At 58.1% G+C, this 18,355-nt stretch carries 17 protein-coding genes; 9 read left to right on the forward strand and 8 right to left on the reverse strand.

What is annotated here, in order from left to right; translation table 11 throughout:
- Positions 1 to 76: 76 nt before the first annotated feature.
- From ACR0KS_RS01395 to lgt, 5 genes are all read right to left on the reverse strand, one after another.
- Positions 77 to 859: a Hint domain-containing protein gene (locus tag ACR0KS_RS01395; RefSeq protein ID WP_170384768.1), complete on the reverse strand. Its 783-nt coding sequence runs from the start codon at positions 857 to 859 to the stop codon at positions 77 to 79.
- Between the two features lie 333 nt (positions 860 to 1,192).
- On the reverse strand, positions 1,193 to 1,321 hold the full coding sequence (locus tag ACR0KS_RS01400) for a hypothetical protein (protein WP_480693090.1): 129 nt from the start codon (positions 1,319 to 1,321) through the stop codon (positions 1,193 to 1,195).
- A gap of 269 nt (positions 1,322 to 1,590) precedes the next feature.
- A complete protein-coding gene (gene pgeF / locus ACR0KS_RS01405; protein WP_170561888.1) occupies positions 1,591 to 2,349 on the reverse strand; it encodes a peptidoglycan editing factor PgeF in 759 nt (252 codons plus the stop codon).
- Complete coding sequence (locus ACR0KS_RS01410; RefSeq protein WP_170561891.1) at positions 2,346 to 3,413, reverse strand: SAM-dependent methyltransferase; 1,068 nt, start codon at positions 3,411 to 3,413, stop codon at positions 2,346 to 2,348. Before ACR0KS_RS01410 ends, pgeF begins: the two co-directional genes overlap by 4 nt.
- Positions 3,410 to 4,297, reverse strand: a complete 888-nt coding sequence (gene lgt, locus ACR0KS_RS01415) for a prolipoprotein diacylglyceryl transferase (protein ID WP_170384763.1) — start codon at positions 4,295 to 4,297, stop codon at positions 3,410 to 3,412. Before lgt ends, ACR0KS_RS01410 begins: the two co-directional genes overlap by 4 nt.
- A gap of 97 nt (positions 4,298 to 4,394) precedes the next feature.
- Here lgt and ACR0KS_RS01420 point away from each other — a divergent pair, with 97 nt between their 5' ends.
- The 5 genes from ACR0KS_RS01420 to ACR0KS_RS01440 all read left to right on the forward strand — a co-directional run bounded on the left by ACR0KS_RS01420 (position 4,395) and on the right by ACR0KS_RS01440 (position 7,590).
- A complete protein-coding gene (locus ACR0KS_RS01420) occupies positions 4,395 to 4,643 on the forward strand; it encodes an accessory factor UbiK family protein (RefSeq protein WP_170384762.1) in 249 nt (82 codons plus the stop codon).
- Positions 4,644 to 4,953: 310 nt separating this feature from the next.
- Entirely contained in the window at positions 4,954 to 5,454 is a 501-nt protein-coding gene (locus tag ACR0KS_RS01425) for a YbjN domain-containing protein (RefSeq protein ID WP_170484163.1), read from the forward strand.
- 39 nt (positions 5,455 to 5,493) lie between these two features.
- Positions 5,494 to 6,309: a pyrroline-5-carboxylate reductase gene (gene proC / locus ACR0KS_RS01430; protein WP_170561894.1), complete on the forward strand. Its 816-nt coding sequence runs from the start codon at positions 5,494 to 5,496 to the stop codon at positions 6,307 to 6,309.
- Positions 6,302 to 6,640 carry a tRNA-binding protein gene (locus ACR0KS_RS01435; RefSeq protein WP_170561897.1) on the forward strand — a complete coding sequence of 113 codons (339 nt, stop codon included), beginning with the start codon at positions 6,302 to 6,304 and terminating at the stop codon, positions 6,638 to 6,640. The genes proC and ACR0KS_RS01435 overlap by 8 nt, the downstream gene beginning before the upstream one ends.
- Positions 6,640 to 7,590 carry a 2-hydroxyacid dehydrogenase gene (locus tag ACR0KS_RS01440; RefSeq protein WP_170561900.1) on the forward strand — a complete coding sequence of 317 codons (951 nt, stop codon included), beginning with the start codon at positions 6,640 to 6,642 and terminating at the stop codon, positions 7,588 to 7,590. Before ACR0KS_RS01435 ends, ACR0KS_RS01440 begins: the two co-directional genes overlap by 1 nt.
- Here ACR0KS_RS01440 and ACR0KS_RS01445 read toward each other — a convergent pair.
- Entirely contained in the window at positions 7,587 to 8,165 is a 579-nt protein-coding gene (locus ACR0KS_RS01445) for a thymidine kinase (RefSeq protein WP_170561903.1), read from the reverse strand. The genes ACR0KS_RS01440 and ACR0KS_RS01445 overlap by 4 nt on opposite strands.
- Before the next feature lie 353 nt (positions 8,166 to 8,518).
- Here ACR0KS_RS01445 and ACR0KS_RS01450 point away from each other — a divergent pair, with 353 nt between their 5' ends.
- A complete protein-coding gene (locus ACR0KS_RS01450) occupies positions 8,519 to 8,980 on the forward strand; it encodes a hypothetical protein (RefSeq protein ID WP_170484157.1) in 462 nt (153 codons plus the stop codon).
- A 78-nt stretch (positions 8,981 to 9,058) separates the two neighbouring features.
- Here the strand turns inward: ACR0KS_RS01450 and ACR0KS_RS01455 are convergent, their stop codons facing one another.
- On the reverse strand, positions 9,059 to 10,183 hold the full coding sequence (locus ACR0KS_RS01455) for a beta-ketoacyl-ACP synthase III (protein ID WP_170561905.1): 1,125 nt from the start codon (positions 10,181 to 10,183) through the stop codon (positions 9,059 to 9,061).
- 170 nt (positions 10,184 to 10,353) lie between these two features.
- On the opposite strand from ACR0KS_RS01455, the gene ACR0KS_RS01460 reads away from it, so the two are divergent.
- Genes ACR0KS_RS01460 through ACR0KS_RS01470 form a run of 3 tightly spaced genes read left to right on the forward strand, consistent with a single transcriptional unit; the run spans position 10,354 to position 14,916 of the window.
- Positions 10,354 to 10,821, forward strand: a complete 468-nt coding sequence (locus ACR0KS_RS01460) for a MarR family transcriptional regulator (protein ID WP_170384747.1) — start codon at positions 10,354 to 10,356, stop codon at positions 10,819 to 10,821.
- Positions 10,818 to 11,855, forward strand: coding sequence for an efflux RND transporter periplasmic adaptor subunit (locus tag ACR0KS_RS01465; protein ID WP_170561908.1), 1,038 nt, complete (start codon positions 10,818 to 10,820; stop codon positions 11,853 to 11,855). The genes ACR0KS_RS01460 and ACR0KS_RS01465 overlap by 4 nt, the downstream gene beginning before the upstream one ends.
- Before the next feature lie 10 nt (positions 11,856 to 11,865).
- Positions 11,866 to 14,916, forward strand: a complete 3,051-nt coding sequence (locus ACR0KS_RS01470) for an efflux RND transporter permease subunit (RefSeq protein ID WP_170561911.1) — start codon at positions 11,866 to 11,868, stop codon at positions 14,914 to 14,916.
- 59 nt (positions 14,917 to 14,975) lie between these two features.
- Here the strand turns inward: ACR0KS_RS01470 and carB are convergent, their stop codons facing one another.
- Complete coding sequence (gene carB / locus ACR0KS_RS01475; protein ID WP_170411412.1) at positions 14,976 to 18,320, reverse strand: carbamoyl-phosphate synthase large subunit; 3,345 nt, start codon at positions 18,318 to 18,320, stop codon at positions 14,976 to 14,978.
- Between the last annotated feature and the right edge of the window lie 35 nt (positions 18,321 to 18,355).

Below are 18,355 nucleotides of genomic sequence, written 5' to 3' on the forward strand. Positions count from 1 at the left end.
GCCGTGACGATCAGAAACAGTGCCCAACCCAATAAAATCTGCATAAAGCCCCCACTTTGCAGTTATCGTTGTATTTTTACGCTGTGATCGCGTCGACCTCTCCGTCGCCGGCACGCGGCATCAGCAGCGGACCAAAGTCGTTCAGCGAATCAACATGCGCAAACAGGTTCAGGTAAATAGTCCGCAGTGAATGGCTGATCATTCGCACGGCGTTCACACCGGGGTGATATGTCTCGAACTGAAGCCCGTCGACTTTGATCACCGCGTGGCGTTTCAGGCAGATGTGAAACAGCTCGACCGGTGTGGGCGGCAGAGTTTCGATTACACTCATCCCGTCCTGAAATTCGTGAACAGGTGTCAGGATCGTTTCGTTGCTGTGCAGGTGGCGAAGGTGGGCAGGAGTGCCGACGATACGCGCTGCTGGCCCCGCAATTACGCCCGACAGTGGCTTTTGCATACCAAACGTGTCCGCCATGATGCGCGTCAATGGTCGGGTGCGGCCCCGCGAATCCTCTCGGCCCGGGATCAGGGTGACAGAACCTTTCCACAACACGGTCTGCGAGGATCCGTCCTGAGTCAAAACAGTGTCGCCCGGCAGAAGGTCCTCAATCGCAAGCGGGCCTGTTTTGGTCTCGACCAGCGAGCCGCGCGTAAAGGCACAAAATGCGTCCTCGAACATTGGCAGGGCAGGCGCGATGTGCCGGGTCTGTGAAATGTCACCGTTTGGCATTAGCGCGCTGACCTCATAGCGCCGCAGCTGCGCTTTTGGCTTGTTAGGCGTCCTTGATGCATCGCGCAGCATTGCCGATGTATCAACGGCATTCCTGGCAGCACGCGAGAGCGAATGTGGAATAGGCATTGTTATTCCGTCCCTTCTAGAGCCCGCTCAGACAGGAGGACTCTTCGGTCCAAGCCCGTCTGACCAGTTTTATTTTTTGTTTTGATTGAAAGGGCGACACCAGGGCGACGACTGTATCGACGACGCGACGAAATGAAGTTCCGCAGACCCTTGGCCAACATTTTGACCCCCCAAACAAACTCACAACAACGCAGGCTGAAATTACCGGCGCACACATGCCCCTGAACCTGGCCGCGCCCAATACGTGCGGCAGGTCACACACCGGACCGGAGCACCCCTCCGATGTGTTTCTTGACCCTGGGGGCCGGCAGCTTGGCACCCTGGGCATCTCGTTCAGCCCTGCGCCGCCAGGCGGCGGGCAACTCTGATCGAGTGGCTGGAGACATGTTTCCATGGCATCTCCAGCCCCTTCTCTTTGCTCGCCGCGATAACGGCGATGAGAAAGCGAGATTTTACCTTCATTTTATGTTCCTGCTCCTCAGGGGTTTGACACCCCGTTCCCTCTGATTACCCAATGTGACGCCATATTGAGGCACCGATAAGGCTGATCCGGGATCAATTCAGGACAAAATGAAGGTTGGCAGCTCCTCTTTCTTAATACTGTCCGACTCTGCTGGAGCATTGGCAGATAAGCACCTGAGAGCGGACAATAAAAATCAAATTGTTCCGACTCAGATAGACACAAAGAATGTGGCGAAAAAGCGGCGAAATTGCCACAATTCAGACTTGGTTTACAATTTGATTGCAGAAATCAGCCTGCCATAGTCGGCTTCCTTCGCATGGGTCGACCGGCGGTAAGAATAAAACCTGTCAGGGTCGGAATACGTACAATGGCGCGTCCACTCGGCCTGACCGATTCCCGCCTGCCGCAGCCTGTGTAGGCCAAATGCAGGCAGGTCGAATTGAACCCTGTCGCCGGTTCCATTTGCAAAGAACCGTAGATTATCGGGCGAGTCCGCAACAAAATCATCCAGAAATTCCGGGCCGACCTCATAGGCGCTTTGTGAAATTGTCGGCCCGATCACTGCGACGGTATTTTCGCGCTTTGCCCCCAATGATTCCATAGCGTCCAGCGTCGCTTCCAGCACGCCATCCAATGCGCCCCGCCATCCGGCATGAGCTGCCCCGACGACTTGCGCGTCGGAATCAGCGAACAAAACCGGCTGACAATCTGCTGTCAAAATAGTTAACGCCAGACCGGGCGTCGATGTTACGACGGCGTCTGCCTTTGGTTTGCTACCATTGATAGGGGCGTCGACCGTCAGCACCGTCGGGGAGTGGACTTGATGAACCCCGATCAAGGCGTCGGGGGCGACCTCCATCGCGCTTGCAACACGATTGCGGTTGATCGTAACGGCCTCGGTCTGATCGGACGATCCGTACCCACAGTTGAGCCCGGCGAAAATGCCGGAAGATGCACCTCCGCGACGGCTGAAGAACCCGTGGCGAACAGAGGACAGCATGTCCGATGTCAGAATTTCCAGTGTCATGATTCCAGTCCCGGAGGGGGGGCGGCGTAGGAAGGGTAGAGGCCCAGTACTTTAAACAGGTTTCCCATTTCATCCGGGTGCGTCAACCGGCGATGTGCAGAAACCAGCAAATCAAGCTCGTCCCCGCCGAGAGGCGCGGCAAGCGCCTGCGCACGTGCCGTGATTCCCAACCGCTCCAGAAACACACCCTGTGGTGTCAGACGCGTGTGGGCGCATCCGGCGGCGCGTGTTGCTGTGGCCAGGGGTTCAAAGTCCACATGGGCTGTAAGGTCGGCTTTTCCGGGGTCTGTAAGCGGCTCCGCCCGTTCGTGCGCGCGAACGGCCTGTAGCGTGTCGCCCAGCGAGTGCCAGTCTCCGTAGTCGATGATTAGTCCGGCACCACCATGCGTTGCGATACGGCCAGCCACGACGGTGATAATCGGAATCGCGGATGGGCAGAGTTCGACTAGATCGCCGTCTCGCGTGTCTTTCAGCCGATCTGTCAAAGCCACCTGATCCGCTTTCGGACCCATTCCGAAGGTCAGCGAGTCGCCATCCCTTCCGATCAGGCGTTCCCGCCAACCATCCTCGTCGCGCAGAAACTGGCGGACGGGCAGCGCATCGAAGAATTCGTTTGCAACTAGGAACAACGGTGCATCAGGCAGATCTGCAACCGTGTCGATCCAGAGAGGAGCGTAATCGCACAGTGTTTCCGACTGGATATCCCGCAGGGTAGGCGAGGCTTCAAACAGAACGACCTGAGCAGCATCGTGAAATCCCTTAACGCCTTTTGTCGCGCGCAGGATATCAGCCATCAGCGTGCCGCGCCCCGGTCCCAGTTCGGCAAGCGTGAAATGTTCCGGATGTGCCTGATCCAGCCAGCTTTGCGCCAGCGACAAGCCGATTAATTCTCCGAACATCTGGCTTATTTCAGGGGCAGTGACAAAATCACCCCGTGGGCCCAAAGGGTCGCGCGTTGAGTAGTATCCAAGCGTCGGATGCAGCAAACACTCGGTCATGTAGTCGGCCACACTCATCGGGCCGTCCTGCGCGATGCGCGCAAGCAAGTGATCGGCCAGAGTCATCGAGCCGCCCGCGCACGTAGCGCGAACCACAGCCCAAGTGCGATCATGGGAATTGACAGCAACTGACCCATCGTCAGCCCATAGCCGCCGATATGCCATGCCAGCCCCAGCGGATTACCGGGCGAGATGAATTGTGCATCCGGTTGTCGGAAGAATTCGACAATAAATCGCGAGGCACCATAACCGGCCATGAAGACGCCCATGATCAAACCGGGTTTTTGGAACGCGCCGCGTCGATAGGCCAGCCAAAGCAGCACTGCCCCCAGCAGCAGCCCTTCTAGCACTGCTTCGTAGAGTTGTGACGGGTGCCGCGCGCACATTCCGACCAATACACCGGGGCAATCCTGCGCGGCTCCTCCGGGGAAGATGACGGCCCACGGCACCTCGCTGGGGCGTCCCCACAATTCCGCGTTTACGAAGTTGGCCAGCCGTCCCAGCAACAACCCCGGCGGAACCGCGTGCGCGATGAGGTCGGCCAAGGACAATACCGAAATCTTGTGGCGACGGGCATACAGGTAAGAGGCAACGACCACGCCGAGCAATCCGCCGTGAAAGGCCATTCCACCTTGCCAGACTTTCAGAATGTCCTGCGGATTCGCCAGATAGTAGGCGGGTTGATAGAACAGCACGAAACCCAGCCGACCGCCCAGAATGACGCCGAGAATGATCCAGGTCAGCAGGTCTTCCAGTTGCTCGGGCTTCATAGGCGGCGTTGATTCCCGCCAAAGGGCAGGCCGCCGAAGCGCCATCACTCCCAAGCGCCACGCGATCAGAATACCTGCAATATAAGCCAGCGCGTACCAGCGCAGCGCGAACTCTGTCCCAAACAGAGAGATCGAGAACAGTTCGGGCGACAGATCGGGGAAATTCAGAACAGCCTGCATGTGCGTCTCATTGCCCGGGGTTAGCAGTGCAAGTCAACCTTGAGCCCGCGCCATTCTTTACCCATATAGGGGGTGACCTCGATATCGGAGCAAAGCCATGCAAACCCGCAACAAGATTCTCGACGATGTATCCCAGCTTATGACCAACGCAATGGGCGTGGCTCAGGGCGCACGAGAAGAAGCAGAGAATGCGATGAAGTCGATGATCGACCGCTGGCTGGCCGACCGCGATTTTGTTACGCGCGAAGAATTCGACGCCGTTCGCGCGATGGCTCAGAAAGCGCGAGAAGAGAATGCGGCTCTGGAAGAACGCATCGCCGCGCTTGAGGCGAAACTGGACAAGTAACGTCTGGAATCAGATTTTCGATACAAGAAAGAAGCCGCGCGATCCGGGTAGGGATTGTGCGGTGTTGTGCATTTTGCCGCCTTGCGGAATTTAATCAAGACAAAGCTGCATGCGACGCCAATATTTTGATCGCCGTGACCGTTCGTCCACAACTTATTGCTGTTATCCCCAATAAATAGGGTTGCCAGACGGGTACTGGCAGCGCACCATATTTAGTACAGGCCCACGGGGGAAGCCCGGCTTGTAGAGCAGGCAACTAGCGCTGGGGCGCTGCCAGCCCCAAAATGCTAGAAATTAGTGAGGTGGCATTATGGCCCTTTCCGAGCAGTTTCTTGAAGAAGACCTTCATCCGATCGACATTGTTGAACACTTGGCTGAACACCACGACTGGGACTTTGACCGGATCGGGGATGACCAGATCGCAATGGCCGTCGAAGGACAGTGGCGCACTTACTCGATTACGCTGGCTTGGTCGAACTATGACGAAACCCTGCGCATGGTGTGTTCGTTTGAAATGGACCCACCGTCCGAGCGTGAATCCGAGCTTTATGAGCTGCTGAACAAGATGAATGATCAGTGCTGGGCGGGTGCGTTCACGTATTGGGCAAACCAGAAGCTGATGGTCTATCGCTACGGTCTGGTTCTAGCTGGCGGACAGACGGCCAGCCCCGAACAAATTGACACGATGATAACCGCAGCGGTCCTGAGCGCCGAGCGGTATTACCCCGCGATCCAGTTGGTCACATGGGGCAACCGCGAACCCGAAGACGCAATGCAGGTCGCCATTGCAGAGGCTTACGGGCGCGCGTAAAGCTTTGCCCCAAACCGACAAGTAAGGGGAGGGGCAATCATGGATATGTCACGCGTCGCCGAACAGGGGCTGGTGCTTCTGGGATGCGGCAAGATGGGATCGGCCATGCTCGCTGGATGGTTGGAGCATGGCCTTCCTGCGTCCTCGGTCTGGGTCGTTGATCCGTACCCATCGGACTGGTTGAAGGCGCAGGGCGTCAACATCAATACACCGCTACCCGAAGCGCCTGCCGTGGTGCTGGTGGCTGTCAAGCCGCAGATGATGGGCGAGGCACTGCCTGCGATCAAGGCGCTGGGCGGCGGCGGCAGCCTATTCGTTTCGGTCGCGGCCGGGACCTCGACCGCCACATTCGAGTCCGTATTGGGCGCGGGCACGCCAATCGTGCGCGCGATGCCAAACACACCGGCGGCGATCCGACAGGGGATCACGGCTTTGATCGGGAATTCTGTTGCATCGGATGACGATCTCGCGCTGGCCGAAAACCTGTTGTCAGCCATTGGCGAGACCGTCCGGTTGGATGACGAATCTCAGATGGACGCGGTCACGGGTCTTAGCGGTTCAGGCCCGGCCTATGTCTTCCACCTGATCGAAACCTTGGCGGCCGCGGGTCAGGCGCAGGGATTGCCGCACGATCTGGCGATGAAACTGGCCAAGTCCACTGTGGCTGGGGCGGGGGCGCTGGCGATGGCTGCCGACGAAGATCCCTCGCAACTGCGGATCAACGTGACCTCTCCCAACGGCACGACTCAGGCCGCGCTTGAGGTGTTGATGCACGAAGAGGAAGGCTTCCCCGATCTGCTGCACCGTGCCGTGAAAGCCGCTACTGACCGATCCAAGGAGCTGTCTCGTGAGTGAGATTTCATTCGATGATTTTCTCAAGGTCGACATTCGTGTCGGCAAGGTCATCCGTGCTGAACCGTACCCCGAGGCGCGAAAGCCCGCGATCAAGATGTGGATCGACTTTGGCGATGAGATTGGCGAGCGCAAGACGTCGGCCCAGATCACCGCGCATTACGATCCGTCGACACTGGTGGGCAAACAGGTGATGGCTGTGGTGAACTTCCCCCCGCGACAGATCGGTCGCTTCATGTCAGAAGTGCTGGTGTTGGGCCTTCCCGATGAAAGTGGCGAGATTGTTCTGATCGGCCCTGATGGTGACGTTCCTGTTGGCGGGCGGATGCACTGATGAGACTGCTTGTTGCCCGCCCAATGACAGCGGCCGTCACAGCACGCGCGCAGGCAGAGTTTGATGTCGAGCTTCGCGAAGAGACGTTGCCGATGACGCAGGATGAGATGCTGCGCGCCCTGGCCGAATTCGACGTGGTGGTTCCGACTTTGGGCGATCTTTTCTCGGAACAGATCTTCGCGCAGGTGTCCAACCCGCGCTGCAAATTGCTGGCAAATTTTGGGGTCGGGTATAATCACATCGACGTGGACGCGGCACGGGCCGCAGGCGTTGCCGTGACGAACACTCCGGGTGCGGTCACGGATGCAACCGCCGACATAGCGATGACCTTGCTGCTTTCTACCGCTCGGCGTGCGGGGGAAGGGGAACGGCAAGTCCGGGCTGGCACTTGGCAAGGATGGCATCCCACACAGATGCTGGGCCATCACGTGACCGGCAAGCGTGTTGGGATTGTCGGCATGGGCCGCATCGGTCAGGCGATCGCGCGTCGGTGCCACTTTGGGTTTGGCATGCAGGTCCTCTATCAATCCCGCAGCAAGAAAGAGATCGACTTTCCGGCGGAATATGTTCCTGACCTGCAAGAGCTGTGCGCCAAGGTCGATTTCCTGATTCTGGCGGTCCCTGGAGGCGCGGAAACCCGTCACCTGATCGACGCGCAGATACTAGAGGCGATGAACCCTTCGGCCCTTCTGATCAATATCGCGCGCGGAGAAGTCGTGGACGAAGCTGCGTTGATCGCTGCCCTGCGCTCTGGTCAGATTGCCGGGGCGGGTTTGGATGTCTACGAGTTCGAGCCCACAGTCCCGCTGGTCCTGCGCGAAATGGAGAACGTGACACTGTTGCCCCATCTGGGCACCGCGACCGAAGAAGTGCGCAGCGATATGGGGCACATGGCTCTGGACAACGTTGCCGCCTTTATCGATGGGCGTCCGCTGCCGAACCCGGTTTAGCTGCCCACAGCCTCACGCCAGTGTTTGCGGCAAAGCGAGACGTAGGTTTCGTTCCCGCCAATCTGTACCTGCGCGCCTTCGGTGATGGTGTTGCCGTTCTCATCCTGACGAATCACCATGGTCGCCTTGCGCCCACATTCACAGATGGTGCGAACCTCGCGCATTTCGTCGGCCAACGCCAATAACGCAGCCGAGCCGGGAAACAGCCGTCCCTGAAAATCCACCCGCAGCCCGTAGGCCAGAACCGGGACGTGCAGGTCGTCCACGGCGCGCGCTAGCTGCCAGACTTGATCGTCGGTCAGAAACTGCGCTTCGTCCACGAACACGCAAGCGACATCACCCTTGTCCAACCGCGCCTTGATCATGGCAAACACATCGTCGCCTGCGCCGAACGTATCGGCCTCGGCCGAAATGCCGATACGCGAGGCAATCTTGCCCACACCTGCGCGCCCATCCAGTGCGGCCGTCATCAGATAGGTGTCCATGCCCCGCTCGCGGTAGTTGTGCGAGGCTTGCAGCAGAACGGTCGATTTGCCTGCGTTCATAGTGGAGTAATTGAAGTACAGCTTTGCCATGGCCCGGGTCTAAAACGCCTGACCGATGCGGGCAAGTCATCAAACGCCAAGATGAAGCGACGCCGCCGTTGTCGTTGCCAGGGTCGAGCATAAGCTCAATGGGGATGGATACCCGAACGTCAACAACAGCGACGTCGTCGGCCAACATGCGGCCTAAACGGTGCAAGGCCAGAAAACGCCCCGCGGTCACTCGTAACCGGCATGAACTGCCGCCACTCACTCACAAAACCCCCGCATATCTGAGGGATAGCCAATATATGCCATTTCAATTATGACTTGGTTATGGGAAATTTCGTTTCCCTTTCCCCCGCAATGGCAGATGCGGTAGGGCGGCAGGCAACAGAGGTTAAAACATGGCAGATATCGGGGCCTATCTGAAAAAGCATACCGAAGCGTTGGTTAAGGACGTTGGAATCGAATCCGCTTGTGAGATTACCGGCAAGTCCAAGGCGACTTTGGGCCGATATTACTCTGACAATGCCGAACATGCCGATCGGTTCATGCCTGTGGACTCGGTGGCGCGGCTAGAGGCTGTGGCAAACTTCCCGCATGTGACGTCGGCGCTGGCCGATCTCAAGAACATAACGCTGTCATATGACGGGCGGAACGCCGACACCCCGCGCACAGGGGGGGTGAACTCGGACGTAATCGCTCTGAGTCAGCGGTTCGCTATGCTCATGACCGAATATCAGGCCGCGATCGAAGACGGTATTATCACCGTGAACGAAGCGAAGCGCCTGTTGAAAGAAACCAGCCTTCTGCAACAGGTGTTGATTGAGATGAAGCTGCACCTTGAAGAAGAAAGCGTTAGCTGAACCCTCTGCTCTTATGCGTTGAATAGGGGGGCGGCCGACGCTTTCATCTTGGGATTCTGGTTTGTCAGGAAATTTGCGTCACCCGTGGCGTTTTACGATCACCGATCCTACGGAATACCCCGCCCCGAAAGAGCAGATCAGACCGACTTCGCCCTCGGCGAAATCTTCGGAATATTTTGAGAACGCAATGATCGAACCAGCCGAGGACGTGTTGGCATAGTCCTGTAGGATGTTGGGCTGTTCTTCTGGCGCAGGCTCGCGACCCAGAACTTTCTTCCCGATGAAATCGTTCATCGTTTTGTTGGCTTGATGCAGCCACAGCCGTTTCAGGTTTTCGCTGCTGACGCCCTCGGATTCCATATGGTCGGCGATGTGCTTGCTGACCATCGGCAAGACTTCCTTGAACACCTTCCGACCATTCTGCATGAACTGCATGTCGCGGCGATCCTCCAGCCCGGCGGGGCGGGTGCGGCGCAGAAATCCGTTGTTGTTGCGGATGTTATTGGAGAACTCGGTCGCACAACGTGTCGAGAGGATCTCGAAATGTGGGCCGTCCGCGTCTTCGATCCGCTCGATCAAGGTCGCCGTTGCGACATCGCCAAAGATGAAGTGGCAATCCCGGTCACGCCATTCCAGGTGTCCGGTGCAAATTTCGGGGTTCACGACCAGCGCACTTTTGACCGAGCCTGACCGGACCATATCGGCGGCGGCCTGAATACCGAAGGTGGCCGAAGAACACGCCACATTCATATCAAAGCCAAAGCCGTTTATGCCCAGTGCCTGCTGAATCTCGATCGCAATCGCGGGGTACGCGCGCTCGTGGTTAGAGGCCGCACAGATCACAAGATCGACGTCATCCGCCGTGCGCCCGGCTTGCGCCAGTGCTTTCTGGCAGGCGTCCACGGCCATTTCGGTCATGATGCCCGGCTCGTCATCGCTGCGTTGACGCAGAAGGGGGTGCATGACGTCGGGGTCTAGGACACCACTTTTGTCCATCACGTAACGGTTTTCGATACCAGAGGCTTTCAGGATGAACTCCTCGGACGAATGTTGCATAGGCTCCATCTCACCTGCTGCAATAGCGTCTGCATTCTTGGCGTTCATCTTGTCGGCATAAGCATTGAACGCCGTAACGAGTTCAGCGTTCGTGATAACGTTCTCTGGTGTGAAGACACCGGTGCCGGTGATTGCTGGCGTGTACATGACAGTCCCTGGAAATCTCGAATTTGCCCAAAATGCAGTCAAATTGGGGTTAGTTCAAGGTAGATTGACCCATGGGAATATCAAAGAATAAAGGCAAATCCACTTCACTTGTTGAATATTTCATTTTCCGAAGTATATCGCGACAACGAACTCTGAAACGGATTCGGCCTATGACCCTTGATGACAGTGAAATTGTAAATCGGCTTAGCCCTGAAATGCAGGCGATGCTAGGGGTGTATGCGCTCTACTGGAAGCTGCAGGAAAGCCTGGACCTTATCGATGTCGAGCTGAGCCAACAGGAATGCCACATGATGATCAAGCTTGATCAGCCAAAACGTATGGGCGTTTTGGCGGCGGACATGTTGACTGTGCCATCGACCATTACCTCAACCGCCGACGCGCTTGAGGCGGCAGGTTACCTGAAACGTCAGCGTGACCCGGAAGACCGGCGCGCGTGGCTGTTGGTTCTGTCAGGCAAGGGGCTGGAAATGCGACAAAAGATTCTGTCCGAGGCAGGCGAGCTGTTTCACCGGGCGTCAGGTCTGAATGACGCCGAAACCGCTGAATTCGCGCGGCTTGCCCGGAAAATCCGCGAAAACATTCTGAAAACAGGAATTCCTGAGGGATTGACGAAATGAAGATCTTCTCCGCTCTGAGCGTTGCTCTGATGACACTTGCGACACCTTTGGCCGCGCAGGACACTGCGAAACCGGTCAAGCTCATGGTGGTTCAGGAAACGTCTCCTGGATTTTCGCGTCAGTTTTTTGGCCGGGTTGCAGCCCGGCAGACTGTCGATCTGGCTTTTCAAGTGGCCGGGCAGATCGTCCAACTTCCCGTCACCGAGGGTTTCGTGATCCCCAAAGATGAATTGATCGCACAGTTGGATCAGGAACCGTTCCAACGCCGGTATGACCGGGCCGTGCTGCAAAAGGATCAGGCGGACCGCACCTTGGCGCGTCTGTCGCGTTTGCGGGGGACTGCAGCCAGCCAAGTGGCCGTGGATGATGCTGAAACCGCCGCGCAGCTTGCTGAAATTGCTGTGCGCGATGCGCAATACGATCTGGAACAGGCTACTCTGACAGCACCGTTTGACGCTCTGGTTTCAAGCCGTGCGGTCGAATCCTTTACCACTGTGTCGGCCGGAACCCCGATCGTGCGTATTCACGACATGTCCGAACTGCGGATCGAAGTCGACGTGCCCGAGATTCTGTTCCAGCGCTCGGGCCAGCAGGATGACATCGAAATCACTGCCAAGTTCCCTGTCAGCGACGAGGTCTTTCCGTTGCAGATCCGCGAATTCGACGCAGAATCGTCGAGCGTGGGGCAGACATTTCGCATCCAGTTCGGGCTAACTCCTCCTGAAGGGTTGCAAATTCTGCCCGGATCGTCGGTGACGGTAAACGTGCAGGTGCAGGATCACCGCACAGGCATCATCGTGCCCTCTACCGCTATTGTCGCCGATGCTGAGGGCGCGGTGGGCGTCATGGTGTTTTCGCCTGTTGGCGCAGATGAAGGCACCATTCGCCGCGCTCCGGTCACGATCGAGCCAACGCAATCCGGTGATGTCCGTGTTCTGACAGGTCTGAACAACGGGGATGAGATCGTGGTTGCCGGGGGTGGCGCGCTGACCGACGGACAGGCCGTCCGCCGCTTTGTCGGCTTGGCGAACTGAGGGCTGACGGATGAACATTGCACGCGCATCCATCGACCGCCCGATCTACACATGGTTGATCATCCTGATTGCCTTGCTTGGCGGTATCTGGGGGTTCTTGTCGCTGGGTCGGCTTGAGGATCCGGCCTTCACCATCAAGAACGCGGTCATTTCCACTCAATATCCCGGTGCTACGGCAGAGCAAGTCGCGCTGGAAGTGTCCGAACCTTTGGAATCGGCCATTCAGCAGATGGGCGAGGTCGATACAATTACCTCGATCAACCAGCCCGGTTTCTCGCTGATCGAGGTTGAAATCAAATCCACCTATGACGGCACGGAACTGCCTGATGTGTGGACCAAACTGCGCGCCAAGATGCGTGACGCCGCAGGACAACTGCCTTCGGGCGTAAGTGAGCCGCGGGTCAATGACGGCTTTGGCGATGTGTTTGGATTGTTCTACGCCGTGACTGCGGACGGGTTCTCTGACGCCGAAAAGCACGAGCTTTCAACCTTTTTGCGCCGCGAATTGTTGACTGTCGAAGGCGTGGCCGATGTCGAGGTGATGGGACTGCCTGAGGAGGCAATCTTCGTCGAACCTGATCTGGCGATCACGGTGAACCAGAACGTGCCTATTCAGGCGATCAACCAAGCCATTGCCAATGCAGATTCGGTGAATGCGTCGGGTTCGGTCAGGACCGAGAATGAACGTACAACCATTCTGACAGCGGAAGGGTCCGACAGTGTTTCAGCCATTGCTGGCCTGTCCGTTGGGTCTCAGGGGCAGGTGATCAACCTGTTTGACATGTCCGACGTGTATCGCGGGCGTCAAACCGATCCAGACGTCGTCATCCGCTTTGACGGGTCCGAGGCTTTCACGCTGGGCATTGCTGGCCTGTCGTCGGAAAATATCGTCGAGGTCGGCAAGCGGGCCGACGCCAAGTTTGCCGAGCTGGATTCTCAGGTTCCGTTCGGCGTGGAAATCCAGCCGATCTATCAGCAACATGTCGTGGTTGAACAAGCCTCGAACGATTTCCTCGTGAACCTCGCGCTGTCCGTGACCATTGTGGTCACGGTGCTGGCGCTGTTCATGGGGTGGCGCGCGGCGATCGTTGTCGGCACGACCCTGTTGCTGACCGTTGTCGGCACGTTGCTGTTCATGTCGATTTTCTCGATCGAGATGGAGAGGATTTCGCTGGGCGCGCTGATCATCGCAATGGGGATGCTGGTGGACAACGCCATTGTGGTTGCCGAGGGCATGCAGATCGCGATGTTGCGGGGCAAGACCTCACGCGAAGCTGCGGACGAGGCTGCATCCAAGACGCAAATACCGCTGTTGGGTGCTACGATCATTGGGATCATGGCCTTTGCGGGTATCGGCCTCAGCCCTGATGCGACGGGCGAATTCCTGTTCTCGCTATTTGCCGTGATCGGTATCTCTCTGCTTTTGAGCTGGGTGCTGGCGTTGACCGTAACCCCGCTGCTGGGCCACTACTTTTTCAAACAGGGCAAAGAGGGCGCGGTGGACGCTTATGGTGGGATCATGTTCCGCATCTACGGCGCTATCCTGCGATCGGCGCTGCGGTTCCGCTGGCTGGTGATTACCGGTCTGGTTGGGGTGACAGTCGCCTGTTTCGCCGGTTTTGGTCTTGTGAAACAGCAGTTTTTCCCTGACTCGAACACGCCTTTGTTTTTCGTCCACTACAAGCTGCCGCAGGGCACTCCGATCTCTCGGACCTCAGAGGATATGGCTGTGTTTGAAGATTGGCTTGCCGAGCGTGAAGAAGTGGTTTCTGTCACGACATTCGTGGGACAAGGGGCGACCCGTTTTCTGCTGACATACACAGCCGAAAAGCCTAACCCGAGCTACGGCCATCTGATCATCCGCACTAGAACGCTGGATGATATTCCGCATCTGCAGGCGGAACTCGAGGCCTTTGGTGCGGCCCAGTTCCCAGAGGGCGAATTCCGGACCCGGCGTCTGGTGTTTGGTCCCGGTGGCGGCGATCCGATACAGGCGCGTTTCTCGGGCAGTGACCCGGCCGTATTGCGGCAGCTTGCGGATGAGGCCGTTTTGCGGATGCGAGAGGCGTCGGACAACGTGCTGAACGTGCACCACGATTGGCGCGAGAAAGAGCTGGTGGTGCAGCCAATCTATGCAACCGAACGGGCGCAGACCGCCGGAGTCACGCGCGAGGATATTGCCGCCACGCTGCAATTCTCGACAGACGGGATATCTGGCGGCATGTTGCGCGAACGCGATCGCCTGATCCCGATTATTCTGCGGCGACCCGCAGACGGAGATTACTCGATCGTTGATCAGGTGGTTTTCTCGGATCAATCCGGAAAGTTCGTCCCCATCGAGCAAATGGTTGATGGGTTTGAATACAAGGCTGTGAACACGTTGGTACATCGCCGCGACAGGGTGCTGACCGTCACAGTCGGGGCGGATATCCCGTCTGACCTGACGGCAGCGCAGGTGCATTCCGAAGTGCGCAGCGCCATTGAAACCATGGATCTTCCGACCGGCTATCGCATGGAGTGGGGTGGTGAGTTTGAAAATGCGGGGGACGCGAATGAAAGCCTTGGCCGGCAGTTGCCTCTGAGCCTGCTGATCATGGTCTTGATCTCTGTTTTGATCTTCAACGCCGTTCGCCAGCCGATCATTATCTGGTTGCTTGTGCCGATGTCGGTCAATGGCGTGGTGATCGGCCTGTTGGGAACCGGTCTGCCGTTCACCTTTACAGCCCTGCTGGGCCTGCTCAGCCTGTCCGGTATGCTGATCAAGAACGGGATCGTTCTGGTCGAAGAAATCGACCTTGTCCGCGAAACCGGCAAGGGGCTGCGCGAGTCAATCATCGAAGCGTCGGTCTCGCGTCTGCGTCCGGTGATGCTGGCGGCGATCACCACAATTCTTGGCATGGCGCCGCTGTTGACAGATGCTTTCTTCAAGTCGATGGCGGTGACGATCATGGGGGGGCTGGCCTTTGCCACCATTCTGACGATGGTCGCCGCGCCAGTGTTCTACTTGGTGTTCTTTCTGCCAGAGGATAGGCGAAAGAAGGCTCCGCAACCTGTTGTTTAAATGAAAAACCCCCGGTCGATGACCGGGGGTTTTGCTTTATTCTGGTTCGGGCGGTGAGGTCAGCCCTGCAGGGATTTGACCTCGACATCGCCCTCGGCCTGCGCCTTGATCGCCAACGCTGCCGCATGGCTGGCTGCGGCGGTGGTGAAGTAGGGGATCTTGTCATAAAGCGCGATCGAGCGGATGGCCTTGCTGTCCTCGACCGCCTGTGCGCCCTCGGTGGTGTTCATCACCAACTGCACCTGACCATCTTTCAGCATGTCCGCCACGTCCGGGCGGCCCTCATAGACCTTGTTGACCACATCGCAGGCCACACCTTTTTCCGCCAGCCACGATTGCGTGCCGCGTGTGGCGACCAGCGAGAAGCCCTGTGCGGTCAGCACCTGTGCGGCCTCCAGCATTGCAGAGGTCTTGTCGGCATCCTTGATCGATATAAATGCGCGGCCCTCGGAGGGCAGAACCATTCCGGCCCCCATCTGCGCCTTGAGGAAGGCGCGCGGGAAGTCGCGGTCCCAGCCCATGACCTCGCCGGTGGAACGCATTTCCGGCCCCAGAATGGTGTCGACACCGGGGAAGCGGGCAAAGGGCAGTACGGCCTCTTTCACCGAGAACCACGGCATGTCCGGGTCGGCCAGAGTCATCTGGTCGGCGATCTTGGTGTCCTGACCCTCTTTGTATGCAGGGCGCATCGGGAAGGCCGAGAGTTTCTCACCCGCCATGATGCGCGCCGCAATGGACGCGATTGCGCTGTCGGTGGCTTTTGCGACAAACGGCACCGTGCGCGAGGCGCGCGGGTTCACTTCGATCAGGTAAATCTCGCCATCCTTAATCGCGAACTGCACGTTCATCAGGCCCACAACGTTCAGCGCCTTGGCCAGTTTGAACGCCTGATCCTTGATCTGGTCGAGGATATCCTTGGACAGCGAATAGGGCGGCAACGAACAGGCCGAGTCGCCCGAATGTACGCCGGCTTCTTCGATGTGCTGCATGATGCCAGCGACGTGTACATCGGTGCCGTCGCACAGCGCGTCGACGTCCAGTTCAACCGCTCCGGCCAGATAGCTGTCCAGCAGAACGGGGCTGTCGCCCGAGACCACGACGGCCTCGTTGATATAGCGCTTCAACTGCTCCATATCGCGCACGATTTCCATCGCGCGCCCGCCCAGAACGTATGAGGGGCGGATGACCAGCGGGAAGCCGATCTCGTCCGCGATCTCAAGCGCCTGTTCATCGGTTGAGGCGATGCCGTTCTTGGGCTGTTTCAAACCCAGATCGTTGACCAGAGCCTGGAAGCGTTCACGGTCTTCGGCCAGGTCAATCGCGTCGGGCGTGGTGCCGAGGATCGGAATGCCCTCAGCCTCGAGCGCGTTGGCCAGTTTCAGTGGCGTTTGACCGCCGAACTGAACGATCACGCCGTGCAGCGTGCCGTTTTCCTGTTCCTTGGTCAGGATTTCCATGACGTGTTCAAAGGTCAGCGGCTCGAAATACAGACGGTCCGAGGTGTCATAGTCGGTGCTGACCGTCTCGGGGTTGCAGTTGACCATGATAGTCTCATAGCCCGCTTCGGTCAGTGCGAAACAGGCGTGACAGCAGCAATAGTCAAACTCGATCCCCTGACCGATCCGGTTCGGGCCACCACCCAGAATGACAACCTTTTTCCGGTCGCTCGGGCGCGCCTCACATTCGACCTCACCCATCATCGGGGCTTCGTAGGTCGAGTACATATAGGGCGTCTGCGCCTCGAACTCGGCAGCGCAGGTGTCGATACGTTTGAATACGGCCTTGACGCCCAGATTGCGGCGGGCGCGGCGGACGTTGTCCTCATCCCGGCCGGTCAGGTTGCCCAAACGCGCGTCGGTGAAACCAAGCATCTTGAGTTTGCGGATGCCTTCCTCGGTGACGGGCAGGCCGTCCTTGCGAATCTGACGCTCGGCTTCGATGATCTCGCGGATGCGGGCCAGGAACCACGGGTCGAACTTGGTTACACCAAAGATCTCGTCGTCGGTCAGGCCGTGGCGCATGGCCTGCGCAATGGTGCGCAGACGATCCGGCGTCTGCTGACTGATTGCCTTGATGACGGCGGCCTTGTCATCAGCTTCGTCCCACAGACCCACGTTCAGGCCGGGAATTTCGATCTCATCAAATCCGGTCAGCCCAGATTCCATCGAGGCCAAGGCCTTTTGCATCGATTCGTGGATTGTGCGACCGATGGACATGGCCTCGCCCACTGACTTCATCGCGGTGGTCAGGTAGGGCTCGGACCCCGGGAATTTCTCGAAGGCGAATTTCGGGATTTTGGTGACGACATAGTCAATGGTCGGCTCGAACGAGGCGGGCGTGACCTTGGTGATATCGTTGTCCAACTCGTCCAGCGTGTAACCCACGGCCAGTTTTGCTGCGATCTTGGCAATCGGGAAACCGGTTGCCTTGGACGCCAGCGCCGACGAGCGCGACACGCGCGGGTTCATCTCGATCACAACCATCCGGCCATCGTCCGGGTTGATGGCCCATTGTACGTTCGATCCGCCGGTTTCGACCCCGATCTCGCGCAGCACGGCAATCGAGTGATTGCGCATGATCTGATATTCTTTGTCGGTTAGCGTCAGGGCAGGGGCCACGGTGATCGAGTCCCCGGTATGCACGCCCATCGGGTCCACGTTTTCGATGGAACAGACGATGATAGCGTTGTCGGCGGTGTCGCGGACCACCTCCATCTCATATTCTTTCCAACCCAGCAGGCTTTCGTCGATCAGGATTTGGCCAACAGGGGAGGCATCCATGCCAGTGCGGCAAATATGGATATAATCCTCGCGGTTATAGGCCACGCCGCCACCGGTCCCGCCCAGTGTAAAGGCGGGGCGGATGATGGCAGGCAGGCCGACCGTTTCAAGTGTCTCCAAAGCCAGCGCCACACCTGCGTCCAGGTCTTTCTTGCCGTCCGCGTCCTTGGGGGCTGTTACGATCTCGGCCTTGGGGTTTTCGATGCCCAGCCGGTCCATCGCTTCGCGGAACAGGGCGCGGTCTTCGGCCATTTCGATGGCGTCGCGCTTGGCGCCGATCATCTCAACGCCGAATTTATCCAGAACGCCCATTTCCTCGAGCGCGAGCGAGGTGTTCAGACCGGTCTGACCGCCCATGGTGGGCAGGAGGGCGTCTGGGCGCTCTTTCTCGATGATCTTGGCGACAACCTCTGGGGTGATCGGCTCGATATAGGTGGCATCGGCCAGACCGGGGTCAGTCATGATGGTGGCCGGGTTTGAGTTCACCAGGATAACCCGATACCCTTCTTCCCGCAGCGCTTTACACGCTTGCGCGCCGGAATAGTCGAACTCGCAGGCTTGACCAATAACAATGGGGCCCGCCCCAATGATCATGATCGACTGGATGTCGGTTCTTCTGGGCATGGCCACGTTCCTTCGATTGTTCGCGAGTCAGGGCA

Source organism: Ruegeria sp. BC7, from assembly GCF_056539165.1.

Coding starts and splice junctions, on each gene's coding strand:
- ACR0KS_RS01470 (WP_170561911.1), top strand. CDS start 11,866: ATGAACATTGCACGCGCATCCATCGACCGCCCGATCTACACATGGTTG.
- ACR0KS_RS01445 (WP_170561903.1), bottom strand. CDS start 8,165: ATGGCAAAGCTGTACTTCAATTACTCCACTATGAACGCAGGCAAATCG.
- ACR0KS_RS01395 (WP_170384768.1), bottom strand. CDS start 859: ATGCCTATTCCACATTCGCTCTCGCGTGCTGCCAGGAATGCCGTTGAT.
- ACR0KS_RS01400 (WP_480693090.1), bottom strand. CDS start 1,321: ATGAAGGTAAAATCTCGCTTTCTCATCGCCGTTATCGCGGCGAGCAAA.
- ACR0KS_RS01460 (WP_170384747.1), top strand. CDS start 10,354: ATGACCCTTGATGACAGTGAAATTGTAAATCGGCTTAGCCCTGAAATG.
- ACR0KS_RS01425 (WP_170484163.1), top strand. CDS start 4,954: ATGGCCCTTTCCGAGCAGTTTCTTGAAGAAGACCTTCATCCGATCGAC.
- pgeF (WP_170561888.1), bottom strand. CDS start 2,349: ATGACACTGGAAATTCTGACATCGGACATGCTGTCCTCTGTTCGCCAC.
- ACR0KS_RS01455 (WP_170561905.1), bottom strand. CDS start 10,183: ATGTACACGCCAGCAATCACCGGCACCGGTGTCTTCACACCAGAGAAC.
- lgt (WP_170384763.1), bottom strand. CDS start 4,297: ATGCAGGCTGTTCTGAATTTCCCCGATCTGTCGCCCGAACTGTTCTCG.
- proC (WP_170561894.1), top strand. CDS start 5,494: ATGGATATGTCACGCGTCGCCGAACAGGGGCTGGTGCTTCTGGGATGC.
- ACR0KS_RS01440 (WP_170561900.1), top strand. CDS start 6,640: ATGAGACTGCTTGTTGCCCGCCCAATGACAGCGGCCGTCACAGCACGC.
- ACR0KS_RS01410 (WP_170561891.1), bottom strand. CDS start 3,413: ATGACTCTGGCCGATCACTTGCTTGCGCGCATCGCGCAGGACGGCCCG.
- ACR0KS_RS01450 (WP_170484157.1), top strand. CDS start 8,519: ATGGCAGATATCGGGGCCTATCTGAAAAAGCATACCGAAGCGTTGGTT.
- ACR0KS_RS01465 (WP_170561908.1), top strand. CDS start 10,818: ATGAAGATCTTCTCCGCTCTGAGCGTTGCTCTGATGACACTTGCGACA.
- ACR0KS_RS01420 (WP_170384762.1), top strand. CDS start 4,395: ATGCAAACCCGCAACAAGATTCTCGACGATGTATCCCAGCTTATGACC.
- carB (WP_170411412.1), bottom strand. CDS start 18,320: ATGCCCAGAAGAACCGACATCCAGTCGATCATGATCATTGGGGCGGGC.